Annotated in this window: 15 protein-coding genes; 5 read left to right on the top strand and 10 right to left on the bottom strand. The window is 35.2% G+C overall.

All coding sequences use genetic code 11. The annotated features are described in order from the left end of the window. Positions 1 to 30: 30 nt before the first annotated feature. The 6 genes from PUH65_RS00990 to PUH65_RS00965 all read right to left on the bottom strand — a co-directional run bounded on the left by PUH65_RS00990 (position 31) and on the right by PUH65_RS00965 (position 9481). A complete protein-coding gene (locus tag PUH65_RS00990; protein ID WP_305517989.1) occupies positions 31 to 1005 on the bottom strand; it encodes a deoxyhypusine synthase family protein in 975 nt (324 codons plus the stop codon). Between the two features lie 294 nt (positions 1006 to 1299). Continuing rightward, a complete protein-coding gene (arfB, locus tag PUH65_RS00985; RefSeq protein WP_305517988.1) occupies positions 1300 to 1692 on the bottom strand; it encodes an alternative ribosome rescue aminoacyl-tRNA hydrolase ArfB in 393 nt (130 codons plus the stop codon). Between the two features lie 16 nt (positions 1693 to 1708). Then, complete coding sequence (locus PUH65_RS00980; protein WP_305517987.1) at positions 1709 to 2725, bottom strand: AMP-binding protein; 1017 nt, start codon at positions 2723 to 2725, stop codon at positions 1709 to 1711. 182 nt (positions 2726 to 2907) lie between these two features. Then, positions 2908 to 4686 carry an arginine--tRNA ligase gene (gene argS, locus PUH65_RS00975; RefSeq protein ID WP_305517986.1) on the bottom strand — a complete coding sequence of 593 codons (1779 nt, stop codon included), beginning with the start codon at positions 4684 to 4686 and terminating at the stop codon, positions 2908 to 2910. An 81-nt stretch (positions 4687 to 4767) separates the two neighbouring features. Further along, the gene (locus tag PUH65_RS00970; protein WP_305517985.1) at positions 4768 to 6426 is read right to left on the bottom strand and encodes a SusD/RagB family nutrient-binding outer membrane lipoprotein; all 1659 of its coding nucleotides are present in this window, start codon (positions 6424 to 6426) and stop codon (positions 4768 to 4770) included. A gap of 10 nt (positions 6427 to 6436) precedes the next feature. Then, complete coding sequence (locus tag PUH65_RS00965; protein WP_305517984.1) at positions 6437 to 9481, bottom strand: SusC/RagA family TonB-linked outer membrane protein; 3045 nt, start codon at positions 9479 to 9481, stop codon at positions 6437 to 6439. 112 nt (positions 9482 to 9593) lie between these two features. Between PUH65_RS00965 and PUH65_RS00960 the strand changes: the two genes are divergently transcribed. After that, entirely contained in the window at positions 9594 to 10178 is a 585-nt protein-coding gene (locus PUH65_RS00960) for a ribonuclease HII (protein WP_305517983.1), read from the top strand. 89 nt (positions 10179 to 10267) lie between these two features. On the opposite strand, the gene yidC is transcribed toward PUH65_RS00960, so the two are convergent. The 3 genes from yidC to PUH65_RS00945 form a co-directional block, all read right to left on the bottom strand. Further along, positions 10268 to 12082, bottom strand: coding sequence for a membrane protein insertase YidC (gene yidC, locus PUH65_RS00955; protein WP_305517982.1), 1815 nt, complete (start codon positions 12080 to 12082; stop codon positions 10268 to 10270). A gap of 165 nt (positions 12083 to 12247) precedes the next feature. After that, positions 12248 to 13855: a CTP synthase gene (locus tag PUH65_RS00950; protein WP_305517981.1), complete on the bottom strand. Its 1608-nt coding sequence runs from the start codon at positions 13853 to 13855 to the stop codon at positions 12248 to 12250. Positions 13856 to 14139: 284 nt separating this feature from the next. After that, positions 14140 to 15777 carry a hypothetical protein gene (locus PUH65_RS00945; RefSeq protein WP_305517980.1) on the bottom strand — a complete coding sequence of 546 codons (1638 nt, stop codon included), beginning with the start codon at positions 15775 to 15777 and terminating at the stop codon, positions 14140 to 14142. A 292-nt stretch (positions 15778 to 16069) separates the two neighbouring features. Here PUH65_RS00945 and nadD point away from each other — a divergent pair, with 292 nt between their 5' ends. The 3 genes from nadD (at position 16070) to PUH65_RS00930 (ending at position 19717) form a co-directional block, all read left to right on the top strand. Continuing rightward, positions 16070 to 16654, top strand: coding sequence for a nicotinate (nicotinamide) nucleotide adenylyltransferase (nadD, locus tag PUH65_RS00940; RefSeq protein WP_305517979.1), 585 nt, complete (start codon positions 16070 to 16072; stop codon positions 16652 to 16654). A 165-nt stretch (positions 16655 to 16819) separates the two neighbouring features. Then, the gene (locus tag PUH65_RS00935; protein WP_305517978.1) at positions 16820 to 17161 is read left to right on the top strand and encodes a DUF3817 domain-containing protein; all 342 of its coding nucleotides are present in this window, start codon (positions 16820 to 16822) and stop codon (positions 17159 to 17161) included. 339 nt (positions 17162 to 17500) lie between these two features. After that, a complete protein-coding gene (locus PUH65_RS00930) occupies positions 17501 to 19717 on the top strand; it encodes a TonB-dependent receptor domain-containing protein (RefSeq protein ID WP_305517977.1) in 2217 nt (738 codons plus the stop codon). 101 nt (positions 19718 to 19818) lie between these two features. Here the strand turns inward: PUH65_RS00930 and ctlX are convergent, their stop codons facing one another. Beyond that, positions 19819 to 20742: a citrulline utilization hydrolase CtlX gene (gene ctlX / locus PUH65_RS00925; RefSeq protein ID WP_305517976.1), complete on the bottom strand. Its 924-nt coding sequence runs from the start codon at positions 20740 to 20742 to the stop codon at positions 19819 to 19821. A gap of 73 nt (positions 20743 to 20815) precedes the next feature. On the opposite strand from ctlX, the gene PUH65_RS00920 reads away from it, so the two are divergent. After that, a complete protein-coding gene (locus PUH65_RS00920) occupies positions 20816 to 21478 on the top strand; it encodes a copper homeostasis protein CutC (RefSeq protein WP_305517975.1) in 663 nt (220 codons plus the stop codon). Positions 21479 to 21545 lie beyond the last annotated feature (67 nt).

Here is a 21545-nt window from a genome sequence, read left to right as displayed (position 1 = left end):
GACTTTATATTATTCAAAGAAATTAATTTCTTAAGAATTCTCTAGGATATAAGAGAACATTAGCGGTGCACAAATGGTTGCGTCACTTTCAACGATAAATTTCGGTGTAGTGATGTCCAGTTTTCCCCACGTAATTTTTTCGTTCGGAACTGCTCCTGAATAAGAACCGTAAGAAGTAGTTGAATCAGAAATCTGACAGAAATAAGACCAGAACGGCGTGTCTGTCATTTCCATATCTTGGTACAACATCGGAACTACACAGATTGGGAAATCACCTGCGATCCCACCTCCAACTTGGAAGAAACCAACGCCTTTTCCACCTGAATTTTTCGGGTACCAATCTGCCAAATACATCATATATTCAATACCAGATTTTACAGTTGAAGGTTTCAATTCACCTTTGATACAGTAACTTGAGAAGATATTTCCCATAGTAGAATCTTCCCAACCTGGAACCACAATAGGTAAGTTTTTCTCTGCAGCAGCGATCATCCAAGAATTCTCTCTCGGGATTTCATAATACTGCTCCAAAACTCCAGACAAAATCATTTTGTACATATATTCGTGAGGGAAAAATCGCTCGCCTTTTGCTTCAGCATCTTTCCAAATTTTCACAATATGTTCCTGCAATCTACGGAACGCTTCCTCTTCCGGAATACATGTATCAGTAACACGATTCAAGCCTTTCTCCATCAAATCCCATTCTTCCTGTGGAGTTAAGTCACGGTAATGTGGAACTCTTTTGTAATGAGAATGAGCGACTAAATTCATTAAATCTTCTTCTAAGTTTGCACCCGTACAAGAAATAATATGAACTTTATCTTCACGAATCATTTGGGCTAAAATTTTTCCGATTTCTGCAGTGGACATTGCTCCAGCCAAAGTAATCATCATTTTTCCGCCATCTTTTAAATGCGCAACATATCCTTTTGAAGCATCAACTAACGCTGCAGAATTAAAATGCAGATAATATTTTTCGATAAATTCCGTAATCGGTTTACTCATAATTTTTTGATTTTAGCAAAGATAATGAATTTTAAGAATTTGATGAGGAGCAACCAAATTTTCGCTTCTTAGAAAACCCGTCCCGCTGTCCGTTTCAATTCCTCATTTCGGTACTCGTTTTGCTCGCACCTCATTCCGGGATTTCCTCTTCCATCGGGGCTAAAGAGAAAGAGCGATTTGTTTAAAAAGAGAATTAATGGTGAACTTCCAATAAACAATGAAGTAGTGAAGATAAAAACCGCAGAGTGGAACCCTATGAGATATCAATCAGAAAAAGGAGTAATTAAAAAAGTATCAAATTTTAAACCTCCTATTTTCCTTTTTTTCGGAAAGATGTTTATTGGCTTTTTTCCGTTTTTCGATTTTTGATTTCGAGGGTTTTGTGGCTTTTCGGGTTTTAGGAATGAACAAAGATTTTTCTACAATTTCTAAAATACGCTCGGTTGCAATTTTTTTATTTTGAAGTTGGGTTCGGCTTTCCGAAACCGTTAATTGTAAAATGCCTTCAGCATTGATGCGGTTTTTGAGTTTTTCCAAAATCATTTCTTTTCCTTCGATGGAGAAACATTCACTTTCCGCTACATTCCACATTACGGTAACCGAAGTTTCAACCTTATTTACATTTTGTCCTCCCGCACCGCTGCTGCGAGAAGTTTTGTAGGTTAATTCTTTGGAGAAATCTTTCATGTTTGGAATAAATGGTCTAAAGCAAATTTAGCAATTCTTTACGATTCACTTTGCCATTAGGAATCCGTGGGAAATTTTCGAGAAAAATAATTTCTTTCGGTTGATGATTTTTGGAAGGATAACTAATGGTAGACAATTCTTGATGAATGTTTTTACCCACTTCACCTTCAATGACTAAAACTAATTTTTGACCGAGTTTTTCATCCGGAATTCCCAAGAAAGCAACTTCATTTGGGACTACTTTTTTTGCCAGATTTTCTAATTGTTCGGGATATATTTTTAAACCTCCGGAATTAATGACGTTATCAATTCTACCAAGAAATTTAAATTCTTTACTGCTCTTAATCTCTGCTAAATCATTTGTTATTAAAAGTTCAGGATTCAGGTTCGGAGCAAATATTTGTAAACATCCTCTTTCATCTAGGGAGATTTCAACTTCATCTAATATTTTAAAATATTCTTCTGCGACAGGATATATTTGTTTTAACGCTATATGAGAAAGCGTTTCCGACATTCCGAAAGTCTCAAATATTTGTGCCTGAGTTCCTGACTTTTTAAGTTTTTCGGCGATTTTTGTCTTTAACGATTCTGAAACTGCAGCGCCACCGATTATCAATTTTTTAATCCAATGAAGGTCGTTCAATGAATTTTCAACCTGAAGTGGAGACATTGCACAGAAAGTAATCTCTTCGGTTAAATCTGCGATCGGTCTTGTTGAAGGTTTCTTAACCAGTAATTTTAACTTTCTTTCAACTGCTCTTACTACCATCATTTTTCCAGATATATAATCAACAGGAAGACAGAGTAGGGCAGTGTCACCTTCTTCTAATCCTAAAATATCGCATGTCTTATTTGCGGAATGACGCATGCGTTCTTTTTCAATTTCAAAAACTTTTGGTTTCCCGGTAGAACCCGACGTTTGAACTTTTACGGTTGATGATTTATTAAACCATTCCTGAATAAATGAAGTAACTTTCTTCTCAAATTCGGAACTTGGAGTTTGGAGTTTTGGGTTCGTAAAATCAATTTTCATCTCGAAATTTAAGTTTTTAAATAGAAGGATTTGCCGCATGAAATCGCAGTCGGAAAACCATATTCAGTTTTGAGGAATGGGTAGAAAAAAAGATAGATTCAATTTATTAATTTTAATTGAATCATTGAAACCCGTTCCTCATTTTGTGCCGAAGTTCGATGCAAACTTAAGATAGCCAAATGTTACATACGGTTTACCGTGCCAATTCCCAATAATTCTAGTCCTTTTTTTATTGTTTTCCCTGTTAATTCTGACAATTCCAAACGGAAGTTTTTCGCATTTTCATCATCTTGATTAAGGATTGGGTTATTTTGATAGAAAGAATTATACGATTTTACGACTTCATAAATGTAGTTTGCAACCAAAGCCGGAGAAAGCGTTTCTGCGGCTCTTGACACAACTTCTTTGAAATTGGAAAGATTCATAACCAGTTCCTTTTCAGAGTCGTTAATTTCATAAGCGGAAACGGTTGTCTGTTTGTATTCTGCTTTCGCCAGCAAAGATTGAATCCGTGCGTAAGTATATTGAATAAAAGGTCCAGTGTTTCCAGCGAAATCGATACTTTCTGCGGGATTAAAGAGCATTTTTTTCTTTGGATCGACTTTTAGCATAAAGTATTTCAATGCACCTAAGCCAACGGTTTCGTAAGATTTCTCTTTTTCTTCAGCAGATAAATTTTCTAATTTTCCTAATTCCTGTGCTTTTTCTTTAGCGGTGATGTACATTTCCTGCATTAGATCATCTGCATCTACCACGGTTCCTTCACGAGATTTCATTTTGCCAGCAGGCAGTTCAACCATTCCATAAGAAAGATGGAATAAGTTTTCTGCCCAATCGTAGCCTATTTTTTTAAGGATTTTGAACAATACATCAAAGTGATAATCCTGTTCATTTCCTACAGTATAAATTAATTTCTGAATAGAGTTTTCTTTGAAACGCTGAACGGCTGTTCCTAAATCCTGAGTCATATAAACTGAAGTTCCGTCGCCGCGCAATAGTAATTTATGGTCTAAACCTTCTTCGGAAAGATCACACCAAACGGAGCCATCTTCTTTTCGGTACAAAACTCCTTTTTGCAAACCTTCCTGAATTAAATCTTTTCCTAAAAGGTAGGTATTGCTTTCATACTGAACCTGATCGAAATCTACACCGAGTCTTTTGTAAGTTTCAGCGAATCCGGCATAGACCCAAGAATTCATTTCGCTCCACAAATTTCTTACCGTTTCATCTCCTTTCTCCCAGTCGAGGAGCATCTTTTGAGCTTCTAAAATAATGGGTGCTTGTTTTTTTGCAGTTTCTTCATCATATCCTTTTTCTACCAGATCGGCAATTTCTTTTTTATAGGTTTTATCGAAGGCTACATAATAATTCCCCACGAGTTTATCCCCTTTCAAATTTGTGGATTCTGGAGTTTCATTGTTTCCATATTTTTCCCAAGCAAGCATTGATTTGCAGATATGAATCCCACGATCATTGATGATTTGGGTTTTGATCACATTATAACCGTCTTCTTTTAGAATCTGGGCTACAGAATATCCCAAAAGGTTATTTCTGATATGGCCAAGATGCAATGGTTTATTGGTGTTTGGCGAAGAATATTCCACCATTACCGTTCTGTTTTTATTTTCTTTTTTATCGAAGTTTTCTTTCGTCGAATTAAAATTATCTAAAAAGAAATTATTTTTAATTTTTAAATTAAGGAAACCTTTTACAACCGTATAACTTTCGACAAAATCAGCTTGAGTTGTGAAAGCGTCGCCTAATTCCACTGCAATTACATCTGGACTTTTCTTTAAAATTTTCACAAGGGGAAAAGTAACGATGGTAAAATCACCTTCGAATTCAGATTTATTTTGCTGAACCTCTAAGGTCAGGTTATTTCTTTGGTTAACATCATCGATTTGAAAAACAGTATTTACAATTTCGGCGAGTTTATTCTGGATGATATCTTTAATATTCATGGTTTTATTTTGAAGGACAAATATACGGAAATAAAAAAACCACTCCGAAGAGTGGCTTATATTAATTCTTTAAAATAAATATTAGAATTTATCCCAGAATAGTTTAGTGTAAAGGAAATCTCCACCAATTGCCGATGAACCCGCTTCGTAGTTTGTTGGATTGGTAGTTTGCTCACTTACTGGATATTGCAATCTTACCGGTACCTTGTTGTTTGATCCTGCTACAGCATTTGCTGCAGGTAACAATACTGGGTAATCCAATCTTCTGTAGAAGTTGAAACTTGTAGGCGATTGATCATACATTGCAACCCAAGCTTGCTCTCCAATTGATTTCTTCCAATTGGTTGCATCATATGGATGAGCGGCGATGTATGCAGTTGCTTCTGCTGCTGTCTTACCCCATTGTAAAAATGAAGCAGTAATTGCAGTTGCATAATTTGCTGCAGGAGTACCGCCGATATTCCATCTTGCAGAGGCTTCTGCTAGGTAGAATGCAACTTCAGTATAATTCAAAAGTATTCCCGGAGTAGTGGTTGCGTACGCAAATGCACCCGGTCTGCTGTTTGAATTGAAAGAAGAACTTGAACCAATAGTACCACCTTTATAATAAAAACTGAATCCTAAATCATTTTCTGGAACAATGTCGCCTGCTTTGTAGCCACTTAAAGTGAAAGAGTTTCCAGAAATACTTGCAATGGTTCCAACTTTAGTGTTTGGCATTACAAAAACTTCATCTCCAACTTGAGGAGCCGCCGCTGGTGCAGTATCTGCTGGAGTATAAGTAACTGTGTTACCAGTCACTGCTGTGACAGCACCTGCTAAATAATGTACGTTCTTTTGAAAATAAACATCTCTACGAACATCATTATTAACATTCATGTAATCTACTAAAGTTTTACCTGCAACATAATCATTACGGTTACTTGCAACTAAGTTTGCATATAACTGGCTGTAGTTAGGAGATGCAAGGTAAGCTAGTACGCAATCATCTGCTTTAGAAGTAAATACTCCTCTTGTGATTGCAGTCTGTACTGTTGATTGTGCTAAAGCAGGATCTGAATCAGCTATTGCAATCCCTAGTTTTAACATTAATGAATTACCAAATTTCTCCCATTTTGCAACGCTTCCATTATAGTATTTGTCTCCAGTTGCGAAACTTTTACCAGTCAGGTCAAGAGATGTAACTGCTGCTTTTGTTCTGGCAATTAAACTCGCGTAGATATCTTTTCCAGAATCATATTTCGGAAGGGGATTTGCATCGATGTCACTTGCTTGGCTATAAGGAATATCTCCGTAAAGGTCTACAAGAAGTTGGAATGCATACACTTGTTGCAACTCTATGATGGCCAATTGGTTTTTCTTAGTCTGTTCCCATGTAGTTGCTTCATTGGCAGTTGGTGTATAAGCCAATACCAGTTTTCTTGCTTGATCAAGATTTTTAATTACTCTTACATATAGGTAATTCCAAGTTTGATCTGAAACATTTCTGGTCGAGAAATCATATCTACTTTCATCTAAGTAAGTAGTTTCTTGCCAGTATTGCGTTGTGAGTCTTAAATTATTAACGTTTACGTTAGGGGTACTCACATAATCTGCTAATTGTTTTTGTGCATATGTCAATACTGATGCAGGAACTGTTGTATAGTAACTGTTCGGATCTGTATTGAGTTCGGACATTGATTCCCGGCCGCAAGATTGCAGCAAAGAGACCAATAAGATTGATGCTAATATTTTTTTCATTTCTATTTTATTAAAAGTTTAATCTTATGTTTAAAGAAACAGTTCTGGTGGTAGGAAGTACACTGGTTTGGTATCCTTGAACGTTCCCAGCACTTAATCCAGATTCTGGATCTGCATAAGGTACATGTTTACTGATGATCCAAAGGTTGTTTCCTATTACACTAAACGAAGCACCTTGTACAAAAGTTGATTCTAAGAATCTTTTTGGTAAAGAGTAAGTTAATGCTACCTCTCTTAATTTCACATAAGATGCGTCATAAATGAAGTTCGCAGCAGGGTATGCAGAATATCCAAAGGCATTTTGACCTTCAGCATCAATTCTAGTTGTGTTTGCTGTGTAAATTGGGTTCGCATCTGTTCCGGTATTAACAACACCAGGTAGAATCACACCACCTCCATTTGCAAGTGAATTTCTTACAGGATTTCCTAAATCATTAGTAAATACAGTTTCAGGATATAAACCTGTCGATTGTCCATAGTACTGGTCAAGAGAGAATAATTCACCTCCTTGTCTTACATCAACTTGGAACGATAAGCTTAGATCTTTGTAGGAAACTCTGTTCGTTACACTTCCAAACCAATCTGCCTGCATGTTTCCAATTACTGAATTGGTGTTGGTGCTCAGGTATTTTCCTTTAGATGCTCCACTGTTAGAGAGGACTTTGTTTCCATTGTCATCATATACGAAATTTGAACCTTTTATTGTTCCATAAGAATCATTCAATGAAGCGTTAATGGTTACACCACCTTGGAATGAGCCTAAAGTAATGTTTTCAACACCAGATGCTAGTTCTGTAACTTTCGATTTAGGGTTAGACCAGTTTACATCAAGACCCCAAGTGAAATTAGATGTTTTAACTGGAACTAAATTCAAAGCAAGTTCTAAACCTTCTGATCTCATATTTCCTACGTTCTGGAATTTAGCAGAGTTTCCTGATGCTAAAGTTACAGGTAAAGCAAGAATTTGGTCAGACGTGTCATTTTTAAACCATCCGAAATCTATTCCAACTCTGTTTTTGAAGAACTGTAAGTTAATACCAGCTTCAACAGATTTGGTTTTCTCTGGTTTTAAATTAGGGTTTTTCGCCGTAGTATTATATACATAAGTTGGTGTACCGAAAGTGGTAGTTACGCCGTATGTATTTTGTAATTGGTTTGGTGCGGTGTCATTTCCAACTACTGCATAAGATGCTCTAATCTTACCAAAATTCAAAATAGAATCTTGTAAGAATGACCAGTTAGAAATTACAGCACTCATTGATACAGATGGATACCAGTAAGTATTGTTATCTGATGGTAAAGCCGTTGATACGTCTCTTCTAATAGATCCTTCAACGAAATAAGTGTCATAGAAACCTAAAGTAGCTTGTCCGAAAAGACCGAAGATTCTTTTTTCAGTGTCGGTAATAAGTGGAGCATTTGGAGTTGCTGCACTGTTAGATACTGCGTAAACACCAGGGATATATAATCCTCCTTGCGTTCCTTGTGCATTAGAATAGAATCTTTGAATGTTAATATTACTTCCTAATAATGCAGAGAAGTTAATGTTCTCGTTGAAACTATCTTTGTAGGTTCCGATGAAGTCGTAGTTTTCTTCGTTTCTTCTTTGGTTTACAACAGCGTATCCAGATGGTTGATTTCCGGTTGCAGGTCCTAGAGACATAGTATCAGGTAATGAACCAACTGCTCTTTTTTCATCAATTGTATAATTGAATCCATCATGAGCAACTCTACCCATTAAATTAATTTTGCTTGAAACATCATAATTTAAACTGAAATTACCAGCAAATCGATCTCTAGAATCAGAAATGTAGTTTTCATAAGCACGGAAATATGGGTTATCCCAATAAAGTGGAGCAGTATTGTCTGGAGACATAATGTTCCAAGAATTATTTTTACCGTTCAAGAAATACAAATCTCTTTGTTCTTTCATATCAACGTTGGTTGCCCACCACTGACGGAAATTACCAATCATACCGTGGTAACCAGTTGGGTTTTTACCTCGGGTTTCTTGGGTAACAAAGGTACCATATAAACTTGCAGTCAATTTATCGGTAATTTTATAGGATGCATTTCCTGTAAAACTATTCTTGTCTAACCTTGTATTTGGTAAAATGTCATTACCCTGTACATTCTGGTAAGATAAACGGAAAGAAGATACATCATTCCCTTTCGCAACGGAAATTGAATTATTGTAACTAAATGCTTTGTCAAATAAGTAAGAAGGGTCATTTTCTGCTACTTTCCAAGGGCTTGCTTTACCAAAGCTACTCGCACCTGGTACAAATGAAGTGTATTGCCAAACCAGTAAGTTAGGATCATAAGCAGCACCATAAGAAGCATCTTCGTACATTGGAGCCAACGGCTGTCCATTATAAACCTCAAAGAAAGAATCTTCGTTTGGTCCATAAATAGGTCCGTATCCTTGTCCATACTGTTGTTGGTAAGTAGGGAATGTTTCTTTGTTAATTGCCGATACAGATACTGAAGAAGAGAAATCGATATCTAATTTGTTAGAAGATCGACCTTTTTTGGTGGTGATAATAATCGCACCATTCGCAGCTCTAGAGCCATAAAGTGCAGTCGCAGCCGCACCTTTCAATACATTGACTTCTGCAATGTCTTCTGGGTTAATATCCGAGATAGAGTTTCCTGTATCCACATTTAGTCCAGATGAAGTAATAGAGTTCCCCGAGTTCATCATCGGAGCTCCATCAACAACAAATAAAACCTGGTTGCTACCAGACATTGAGCGATAGCCTCTTAAGGTCACGTCTACTGAACCTCCAATGTTACCACTGTTTTTAATGTTAAGTCCAGCAACTTTACCTGAAAGGTTACTTGTGAAATTCGAAGACGGTGATTTTGTAATATCATCCGACTTGATACTTTGAGTTGCATAACCCAAAGATTTTTTCTCTCTTTTGATACCAAGAGCAGTTACTACTACTCCTTCGATATCTTGCGTTTTTACAGTGTCTTTCTTCTGTGCATTTACCAAAGCAAATGACGAAGTTAGAACAACTACTAAAACGCTTGTTGTTAGTTTCTTCATATCAAATTAAATTTTTTCATTACAACAAAAATGCAAACTTTTTGCAATACTACCAAACAATTTGTTAAATAATTCTTAATAATATCGTAAATTTAACTTTTCAATGAAGTTAATGGAACTACAAAAATCTTTCTCAGGTAAGTATATAGAAGCAGGTTGCGACGAAGTTGGCAGAGGGTGCTTAAGTGGACCTGTCGTAGCAGCAGCCGTAATTCTAGACGAAAATTTTAACCAAAATTTGGTTAATGACTCGAAAAAATTAACATTTAAAACACGATCTTATTTAGATGATTACATCAAAAATAATGTCCAAGAATTTGCTATTGCGGAACTTTCTCCTGCTTTTATTGATGAGCATAATATCTTAAATGCAAGCATTCATGCCATGCATTTAGCTTTGGATCAACTTATAATTCGCCCAGAACTTCTCCTGATCGATGGAAATAAGTTCCATCCCTACCAATTTATTCCACATCAATGTATTATTAAAGGGGATTCTAAACTTCTTGCGATTGCGTGCGCATCTATTTTGGCAAAGAATTATCGAGACAAATTAATGATTGAATTGCATGAAGAATTTCCCGAATATGGCTGGAATAAAAATATGGGTTATGCTACAAAACAACATCGTGAAGCATTAAATAAATATGGACCAACGATTCATCATCGGCAATCATTTCGACTTAATTATGAGTAATATCTGATGAGCAATGTTCACTGAGCAATGAGCAATAAAAAAACGGAAGAGGTAATCTTCCGTTTTTTTAATATTTATCAGTAAAACTTTTATTTTTTCTTTCCGCCTTGCTGTTGTTGCGCTTTTTGTTGTTCCTGTGCTTTTTCCATCATCTCACGCATTCTTTTCTGGAATTTACCTTCTGGTTTTGGACCTTTAGTTTTATTCATCTGAATTTGAGCGTGGATTTTTTTCTCATCTAAAATCCAGTATTTGATGACCAAAATAATTAAAATATTAATCGCATTCGATACAAAGTAATACCAAGATAAACCTGATGCAGACGTATTCAAGAAGAATAGGAATGTAATCGGGAAGATGTACATGATCACTTTCATATTCGGCATTCCTTCTTGCGTTGGTTGCTGAATATTTCCTGCGGTCATTACCGTATAAATTAAAATTACTACCGTACACGCCAAAGCGAAAATACTTAAGTGATCTCCTAATAGTGGAATGTGCATTGGCAATTTAATCACATCATCATACGCGGTTAAATCTTTAGCAAACCAAAAACTCTTACCTCGTAAATCGATCATGTTCGGGAAGAAGCGGAATAAGGCGTAGAAAATGGGAACCTGAATTAATCCCGGCAAACAACCCGCCATTTGGTTGACGCCAGCTTTCCGATAAACAGCCATTGTTTCTTGCTGTTTTTTCATTGCGTCAGCATTTTTGTATTTGGCGTTTACTTCATCGATTTCCGGACGAATTACGCGCATCATCGCACTCAGTTTATGTTGTTTAAACATTACCGGAGATAAGATGATTTTTACAATAATCGTCATTAAGAAAATTACCCATCCTGCTGCAAGACCCCAACTTGAGATCAGATTATACATCGGGATAAAGAACCATCTGTTCAGTGTTCCAATAAACGACCAACCCAAAGGAAGCAGTTCATCGAAGTTTTTATCGTAAGATTTTAACAAAGGTAAATCCAAAGGCATGAAATACCATTTGAAATTTTGATTCAACTCGCCTGCGGCCAAATCAACCTGTCCATTGAAATTGAATTTTTTCACAAATTCACCTTCCTCGATTGTTTCTTGAGAACCGTGGGAGTTTTTGAAACCGTGTTGTGGCTCAATCACCATGGAGAAAAACTGTTGTTTAATTGCTAACCAGTTCAGTGTTTCTTTTGGTTCTTCCATCGTGGTTCTACCGTCGTAATCGAAACTTTTATAATTATCAAAAGTGTAATTGAATTCGGTATGAGTCTGCTCTTGCGAACGACCTTTTTCCATTTGTCTTGCGCTTAGATCCCAAACAAATTCTGCTTTAGAATCAGAAACCAATTGTGCTAAACCTTGTGTTTTTACATCAAAGTCAACCGTGTATTTATCTAATAGCGTATAAATGAATTGAATGACCGCACCATTTACATTCGCTTGCATCGTTACGGAATTTCCGTTTTGAGTCGGTGCGAAAACTAAATCTTTCGTGTTGAATGTTTTCCCCGATTTATCTTTAAACTGAAAGCCGTAAGATGAATTATTCTTATCAAACAGAAGCAACTTCTTATCGTTAACATCGGTTTTTTTGTTATACGCTTTATAAGCGTTTAATTCAACAGTAGAAAGTTGACCACCCAAAGTAGAGATCGCTAAAGTCAGATCTTTGTTCTTTAATTCAACTTGCTGAATGGAGGTTGCTTTTACGCTGTCGTTTAGATTGGTCGCAATTGCCGGTTTTGTAGCAGGATTTTGAACTGCTTTCGTTACTTGAGTTTTATTTTCTGCTTCTTTTAATTGCTGTTCGGTCTGCTGTTTATTTTGAAAATAAAACATGGCTCCCATAATAATCATCGAAAAGAGGGCGAAAATGATTAATTGATTTTTATCTAAACCGTTATTTTGCTGCATTTTAATTGATTTGAAATTTAAAACTGATGAATCGAAATTCACCTAATTTTTTCCATTTAATTTTGGGTGACAAAAATACTGAAATTTTTGGCAATGAAGAATTTTTTAGATGGTCATTTAAAAAGAAAAGAGATAAAAAACATTTTGTCTTTTATCTCTAACTTTTTATTTCTTAGTTGCTGCTTTAATCAAAGCTTTAAATAAAGGATGTGGAGAGGCAACTGTGCTCTTATATTCTGGGTGATATTGAACACCGATATAGAATGAATGGTCTTTTAACTCCAGTGTTTCTACCAAATCAGTTTCTGGATTAAAACCAGTTGGCACCAGACCATGTTTCTCGAACTCGTCCTTATAATCCGAATTGAATTCATACCGGTGACGGTGTCTTTCTGAAATGTTTTTTGAACCGTAGATTTCCTGAAGTTTTGATCCTGATTTCAACGTGCATTTCCACGCACCTAATCGCATTGTTCCACCTTTTTCAACTACATTCTTCTGATCTTCCATTAATGAAATAACAGGTTCTGGCGTTGAGGTGTCGAATTCCATGGAGTTGGCTTTTTTGTAACCAAGCACATTTCTGGCAAATTCAATGGTCATGATCTGCATTCCCAAACAAATTCCCAAAAGAGGAATGTTATTTTCACGTGCATATTTTGCAGCTTCAATTTTACCTTCGATTCCACGATCGCCAAATCCCGGTGCAATCAGCATTCCGTCGATTCCATGAAGTGCTTCTGCGATATTGTCTTCTGTGAGGTCACCACTGTAAACCCATCGTACTCTTACTTCGGTTTCTAAATCGGCACCAGCGTGAATAAATGATTCTGCAATTGATTTGTAAGAATCTTGTAGCGAAACATATTTTCCCACCAAAGCGATCTCAACAGATTTTTTTGGATTCTTATATTTTTTAAGGAAAGTTTTCCAGTCTTTTAAATCAGCTTGTTTGTCAGATTTTAAATTCAACTCCTTTAAAACTACATCATCGAAATCCTGTTTTTGCAGGTAAAGTGGAACCTCATAAATCGTTTCCAAATCTTTACATTCAATTACGTTTTCCAAAGCCACATTACAGAACTGCGCCAATTTCGCACGTTGTTCTTTCGGAATAGTATGCTCTGTTCTACAAACCAAAACATCAGCTTGGATTCCAGATTCCATCAACTGTCTTACAGAATGTTGAGAAGGTTTTGTTTTTAATTCTCCGCTAGAAGCCAGGTAAGGGAGCAACGTAAGGTGAATCACCATAGAGTTGCTGTCGCCCAGTTCCCATTTCAACTGGCGAACACTCTCTATATAAGGAAGCGATTCTATATCGCCCACCGTTCCACCAATTTCGGTGATGATGATATCGTAATTCTGTTTCGCCAGCATTTTTATACGGCGCTTAATTTCATTGGTGATATGCGGAATTACCTGCACGGTTTTTCCCAGGAAATCACCTTTTCTTTCTTTATCAATAACGGTTTGGTAGATTTTACCGGTCGTTACATTATTGTTTTGAGAAGTTTTAGAATTCAGAAATCTTTCATAATGCCCCAAATCCAAATCGGTTTCTGCGCCATCATCAGTCACATAGCATTCGCCGTGCTCATAAGGATTCAGCGTTCCTGGATCGATGTTAATATAAGGGTCAAGTTTTTGGATTGTGACATTGAATCCTCTCGATTTTAGCAGTAAGCCAAGTGACGCCGAGACAATTCCTTTGCCTAAAGAAGAAGTTACACCGCCGGTTACGAAGATGTATTTCGTGTTCTTTTTACTCATTAGATTAGGTTTGTGCAAAGTTAATGGATTTTGCAAGACGGGACAAATAAAGGTGGTGTTAATATTTTTTATGAGCCGGGAACCTGCTTTCCGCTCATACTCCTCACGCCATCGCTTTCCCATCGTTTGTTCCGGGGTAACCGCTGCAATCAGGGCTAGGAGAGATTTGCTAAAAATTGATGTTCATTTAAAGAAAAGAAACTTAATGATCTTTTTATATGAAGTGAGGAAAGTCGTTCTTTTAAATAAATAGGATTTAAAAAAAAACACTCTTATGAGCGAAATTAAAACCTGCTCAAAATTCCCCAATGAATTTTCGTATCTCCAAATTTAATCGGGTTTCCAAATTCATTTCCATTTGAGATTTGAAAACTCATCAAGCCAATGGGTAGAATAAAATTAAAGCCTAAGCCGAAACTGTATAATTTCGGTTTGAGTGCCAAGTTTTTATTGTGCAATTCTCCGTATTGTCCGAAGATATCGAAGAATGCCTGATTGCCAACTAAGTAACGATACTCCGCAGTCGCGAAATAATAGAGATCTGCGTAAAGCGAATTTTCATTAAAACCCCGAAACGAATTCCAGCCGCCAAAACGCAATAATTCATTAACTGCAAAATTGTTTTTAGAATTTAAAAGCGCAGTTTCTCCTCTTAAATTTAAATAGTTATTTCCCTTAATATGAAAGTTTCTTTCACCTGAAATGAAAAGGTTGGTTTGATTTGCAGCGACATTTTCTGCGGTATAATTCGTCGTAATATAATCTGCTTCCGCACGGATTCGGGTTTTGTATAAAAAAAGTTCAACCTCAGAAGGTTCGGAATAATCATACCAAAGCCCGATTCCTTTTTTATCATAATCTCTTCCTTGAACATACAGAGAATCAAGAACCGTAGAAGTTTCAAATGTTCCACGCAGACCAATTTTCTGATTATTTCTTAAATGAAGATAAAAAGCTGGCGTTAGTTTTACATTTGCATAAGTAGAATCCTGTCGGAAAATATTGACTTTGAAATTTCCACCAATATTCGATTTAAATAAATACGGAATATCGGTTTGCAAATCAAAAGTCTGACCTTTATCCGGGTTTCTTTGCCAAAAAATATTCACGGTTTCGAAACCATTAAACATATTTCTAAAATTCAAATTGAGACTTCCATTAAATGTAAACTTCTCGGTTTTATCATTTCCAAAACCAATTACACCATCAAAGGAATTTGATTTTTTCTTTTGGGTAAACAGATAAATGTTCGTAGAATCTTTGGTAAATAAAGTTTGCGGTGGTTTATCCAGGAGTAGAAAAGGATGATTTTGCAAAGACTGATTTAACTTTGCTAAAGTATTTTCCTGGTAATTTTTTCCGACATATTCCTTTTCTAAATTTTTCACAAAACGTTTCGGAACTTGCTCGTAACCTTTAAAAACGATTCCGTCTATTTTTCTTTGATCACTTTTAATGACCGAAAGTTCAACTTGTGGAATATCGGATTTCATTCCTTTGAATTGAGATTTTACCCGATTAAAAACAAAACCTTGATTTCGATATTTTTCGCTGATTTCCTTTTTTAAAGAATCTAAATTTTTGGTAAAAAATTCTGGTTTGTATTTAAGGTTTTGAACGATATCATCATCATCATCAACTTGAACTTGCGCTTGATTGTAATTTTTTCCTTTATCAAAAAAGATTTGTGTAGAATTACCTTCTTTATCAACCTTTTTAATTTCAGTAAAATAAAAATAATTTTGAGTTAAAGAATCCAGGAATTTCACCGCAGAAGTTGAATCTTTTGCCAGTGTTTTTTTATTAGTCTGCACATCGATCAGCCAATATTCTTTGACTTGCGCTTTGAAAAAAACACAGGAGAAAAGCAGTAAAATATAAAGTAGGATTTTCAATGAAATTGTTTCTCTGTTTGAACTCAATTTGTCGAGGTTTATTATACGTTCAGCAATATTTTTTTATCTTTATTAAATTAGTATTTGCGTAAAAATACAAATCTTTAAACAGCAAATGAGACAAAAATCAAATCTTAAAAAAGTTTTCAAAAGAATGCAAAAATATAAAGTCTTAATGCTAAATCGCCTTTTGCAAACTTTTGTTGGTCTAATAACATAATAAAACTTTTGTCTCTTTTGCGGTTAAAAAAAATTGACAAACTCTTTGTGGTTTTAATTACAATGACGCTTAACTTTGCATCATTAAGTGCTTTTATTTATGAAAAAAATTGGTTTATTTTTCGGGAGTTTTAATCCCATTCACATTGGTCATTTAATTTTGGCAAATTATATTATCGAAAATACGGATATGGATGAACTGTGGTTTGTGGTCAGTCCACAAAATCCGTTTAAAGATAAAAAATCTTTACTGAAAGATCATAACCGTTTAGACATGGTACAACTTGCGGTGAAGAATTACCCAAAATTGCGCGCTTCAAATGTGGAGTTCTCTTTGCCAATACCAAGTTATACGATCGATACTTTGACTTATCTGCATGAGAAATATCCGGAATATTCGTTCTCTTTAATTATGGGCGAAGATAATTTAAATGGACTTTCCAAATGGAAGAACGCAGAGACTTTAATTAAAAATCACCACATTATTGTTTATCCAAGAGTTTCTGATGAGTCTAAAAAAGAAAGTGAATACTTACAACACGAAAATATATCTTTGATAAAAGCACCGATTATCGAACTTTCTGCCACCGAAATTCGTAATATGATTAAAGATGGAAAAAATGTGAGACCGATGTTGCCACCAGAAGTTTTTGAGTATTTGGATGGAAGTAATTTTTATAAATAATTAATTACTAACCATAAAAGTCATAAAAGTTTTAATATTGCTAAAGTGTAAAGGGATCTTTTTGAAAGTTCACAAAAGCAATGTTTATATTTTGTCTTCGTGTCCATATTATAATCCTTAAATTTGCGCTCAACTTTATTTATAAGGTCTTTTCAAATAATTATTATGCAGTTCATCGAGAATTTTTTCGCAAAATATAGCCAGGAGCAAATCGACAAATGGTTTAAACAAATTTGTATCGCCGAGGCGATTTCTTGGGTGTTTCTTTTCAGTGCAATGGTTTGGATTCGCTATGATAGGGAAGGACTTTTGCCAACGATCTATATTATCATCATCGGAAATATTCACGGGTTATTTTTCTCGCTTTATTTGTTGTTGCTATTCAATGCAAGAAAAATTTATAAGTGGGATGAAGAAGATACCGTATTTGCCTTGCTGGCTGCATTTTTTCCGTTTGCCACGATTTGGGTGGACAAAAAGTTAGCGCGCTTCGATCGGGAGGAATAGTTATTTTTAAATTTATAATATATCAAGAGTAGAATTTTTCTACTCTTTTTTTTGGTTTAGTATGTAATATTTCTAGAACCTGAGTTGTGTGTTATGTAAGTTTCTATATTTTATTAAAATTTTTATCTTTGATAGTCAGTGATTTAAGTTTTATTTAAAATTAATATCAGTACTTTGTATTGCATAATACTAAAAAGATTATATATCTTTGCATAGTAAGATTCTTACAAAACTAAAAACCAAACTAAAAGAAGGAAGTAAATACGAGTAACCAAAAACGAATAACCATTCAAAAAACTAATAACCCAACTTCCTTCTTTTTTTTAAAAACTTCAAACCATGAAAAAACTAATTATTTCTCTTTCACTACTCATCGGATTTGTTGCATTTGCACAAAAAGGAACCAAAACTGATTCTACGAAAGTTAAAGATATTCAGGAAGTCGTAATGACGAAAAAGGTCTTTCAAAAAAAATCAGACCGTTTCATATATGATGTTGCTGCTTCTCCTGTTGCAAAAGGAAATACCGCTTTTGGATTATTGAAAGAAACACCTTTGATTTCTTCAACCGATGATAAAACATTAAGAATTGCAGGAAAATCAAATGCGGTCATTTTTATTGACGGACGGGTAACACAAATGGATGCTGAATCTTTGGTTCAGTTTTTAAAAAATACGCCCGCCGAAAATATTCAAAGAATCGAAGTAATAACCATGCCGGGAAGTGAGTATAAAGTGGAATCTTCTGACGGAATTATTAATATTGTTCTTAAAAAGAAATCGAGCAATGGTTTGAATGGAAGCATGAGAATGAATAATCAACAAAATTATTATAATGCTTCCGGCGCCGGTTTAAGTTTAAATTACCGAAAAGATAAATTGGGAATTAACACCAACATCAACACCAGCGAAAACATTGAGGAGCAGTATTATATTTTAAAAAATGGAAACAGCGAGTCAACGAACCGTTCAGAAGGACGAATCACAGATCCAAATAAAAATTTAGGAGGTTACCTAAACATTGATTATCAGTTGAATGATAAAAACAGTTTGGCTTTAACTTATAATTCGCGGGCTAACAGAAGTTATAATTCTACGGCCAATCTTTTTAATACAACTACTGATTTAGTTAAACAGGAAACGGAATACACCTGGACAAAAAGTAAAGAAGATGCGCGCTCATATAATAATTCTGTGAACTTAAATTATGAATTGAAAACCGATTCTTTGGGAAGTAAACTGAATTTGAATGTTGCCGGCTTATTCTATAAAAGGTTGCAAAGTGCCAATAACTTCACCATTGCCTCTGACCAATATGGAAACGATGATGGGAACGTGATCAAAATTTATCAGGAACAACCGCAACGCATCAATAATTTTTCGGCAACGGCTGATTATGTTCAGAAGTTTAAAAAAGATTTAACCGTTTCAGTCGGTGGAAATTTCAATAAAACCAAAACCGATAATGACACAAAATACGATAGGTTTTATTTTATAACAGACTCTTTAACGAGCGAACCTAATCATTTTCTCTACGACGAAAATATCTTTGGTGCTTATGTAACCGTAGAGAAAGTATTTTCTCCAAAATTCTCCGGAAAAATTGGAGCGCGCTATGAATTGACTCAAAGTGAAGGAAATTCGGATAACGCGCAAGATGAAAACCTTCGAAACATTAAAAGAGATTATGATGAACTTCTGCCCTATTTGAGTATGAATTATGCGATCAATGACAAGAATAATCTTTCTTATGCGTTTTCCAGCAGAATGAGAAGGCCAAGTTTCTGGGAATTGAATCCAGTGCGAAATGTTTTGACAGAGTTTAATTACACCCAAAATAATCCTTTCGTAAAAGCCTCTTCAGTGTATTCTCATGAATTGACTTACATGTACAAAAGTTCTTACTTTTTAATTCTAAGCCATACCTTGACGAAAGATGAAATCACGCAAGTTCCTTTGCAGGGTGTGATTGATGGCAAGAATCAACTAAGATATATCAGGACGAATTTCGGAGACAATCAGGAAATGAGTGCGATGCTTGGAATGCAAAAAAGTTTCTTTAAAGGCTATTTATCTTCTAATTTTAATATTGGAGTTCAAAGAAATATCAACAACGGAAGTTTAAGCCAGGATCCGCTGACTGGAGATATTTTCCCTTTGTATCAAAATAATGTCAAATCGAATAGTTTATTAATTCAGACCGATAATAATATTCAATTGGATAAAAATAAAACGTGGTTTTTAGGCGTGAATTATTTCTACGTTGACAAACAGCAAATTGAGTTGGGACAACTTCACAGTTTGATGAGTTTAGATTTTAACCTTAAAAAACTTTGGAATCAATGGACTTTCTCCCTTGGACTTGATGATATTTTAAATACCAATAAAATCATTATTGAGGATTATCAGAAAAATGGAAATTACAATTACGTAAACCAAAACCAATATAACCGAGGCGTCGAATTGACCATTGTTTACAACTTCGGAAATCAGAAAGTAAAGAAAGTGAGATCCATCGACAGCGCCGATAAAGAGATTAAATCACGAACCAAATAGCATTCATACAGGTTAATTATATTTTATTTTTTTCAAAAAAAATCCACAACGATCATGTTGTGGATTTTTGATATAACCTTGACAGGCTTTTTATTTATAAATTAATTTTTCGGCAAGAAAACTTCTGCCAACATACATCTTGCACTTCCTCCACCATTCACTTCAATGGTATTTAAATCGGCGTAAATGATTTCGCAGTAAGATTCTATTTTTTCAATCTGTTCTTTAGTCAAAGATTTATAAGCCGTTTCACTCATCACCAAAAACTGAGTTCCTTCTTCATTTTGAACTTGCAGCATATTTCCTGCAAACTGATGCATTTGGTCTTCAGAAATTTCAATCACTTCTTTTTCAGTTGATTTAATGACTTCCTGAACTTTTTCTCTTTCCAGTTCATCATCGATACAATCCAGACAAATTACCACAAATTGCTCTGCAACACACATCATTACATTGGTATGATAAATCGGTAATCTTTGGTTTCCGACATTTTGAAATGAATGGAAAACAACCGGCGTGTACCCAAACTCATCGCAAAAATCACGAAACAGTTCTTCATCTAAACGGAGCGAAACTGAACCATAAGCAATTTTATGATCGTGATCGAAAATCATACTTCCGGTTCCTTCCAGGAATTTATCTTCATTTTCAGGAGATGATAAATCGTTGATTTCCGAAATTTTAAAACTTTCATTACGAACGGTATCTAAAATATCAGCACGTCTTTCAACTCGTCGGTTCGGCGCAAACATCGGATACAAAGCAACTCTTCCATCTTCGTGAAAACTCACCCAGTTATTTGGGAAAATAGAATCCGGCGAGTGTGGTTCTAAAGTGTCTTTTACAGTGATCACCTTAATCCCTTTATCGCGAAGTTTTCCAACAAAATTATTGAATTCCTGAAGCGCTTTTTCCTGAATATCGGCTTCTTTTTGTTCCACCTGAAAATAATTATTTTCGGCAGTTTGAGAATTGTAACCGAAAGCGATCGGTTCTACCATAAGAACGGTACTGGCTGTTTGCATGAATTTTAAGTTTTAATAAGGAGTCATCCTTTATCTCACAAAAATACTTAAATTTATAGATAATAAAAAAACCATGTTAGAAATTGCTTGTTTCGAAATTACGTCTGCAGAAACTGCCTGTCAATCGATGGCAGACCGAATTGAATTCTGTGATAATTTTGAACTCGGTGGTACAACACCGGACTTTTACGAATTTTTGCATCTGAAAAGAAATTATAAAACGCCTGTTTATGTAATGATCCGGCCGAAAGGTGGTCCGTTCTTTTATTCTGATGAGGAATTCCTGCAAATGAAAAACAGCATTATTACTTTTAAAGAAGGAGGCGCTGATGGTTTTGTATTTGGAATTCTAACGTCTAACAATGAAATTGATGAAGCCAGAAATCGTGAACTCATTGAACTTGCGGGAGAAACTCCGTGTACTTTTCATCGTGCTTTTGATCGGACTCCGGATTTGGATCAATCTATACAGACTTTAATTAAATTAGGTTTCAAAACCGTTTTAACTTCTGGTGGAAAAAAATCTGCGATGGAAGGAAAAGAAAATCTGAAAAATCTCATTGAGAAATATGCTCATAAGATAGAAATTCTAATTGGCGGTGGCGTTCGTTCTGAAAATATAGAAGAACTGAAAAAGTTCACTGGAGGAACGAGTTTTCATTCTTCCGCGATCTTGAAATATGACACTTTTGTAACCGATGACGAAATTAAAAAATTGAAGAAATTGAGTTCTTAAAATCTTTAACCACAAAGTCGCAAAGTTTACATATTCAAAACGAGAAAATTTTTCTTTGATAGATCAA

Source organism: Kaistella sp. SH40-3 (assembly GCF_030686865.1).
GTDB lineage: Bacteria > Bacteroidota > Bacteroidia > Flavobacteriales > Weeksellaceae > Kaistella.
Note: the sequence above shows the minus strand (reverse complement) of the source record. Positions and strands in the feature narration are given on the sequence as shown.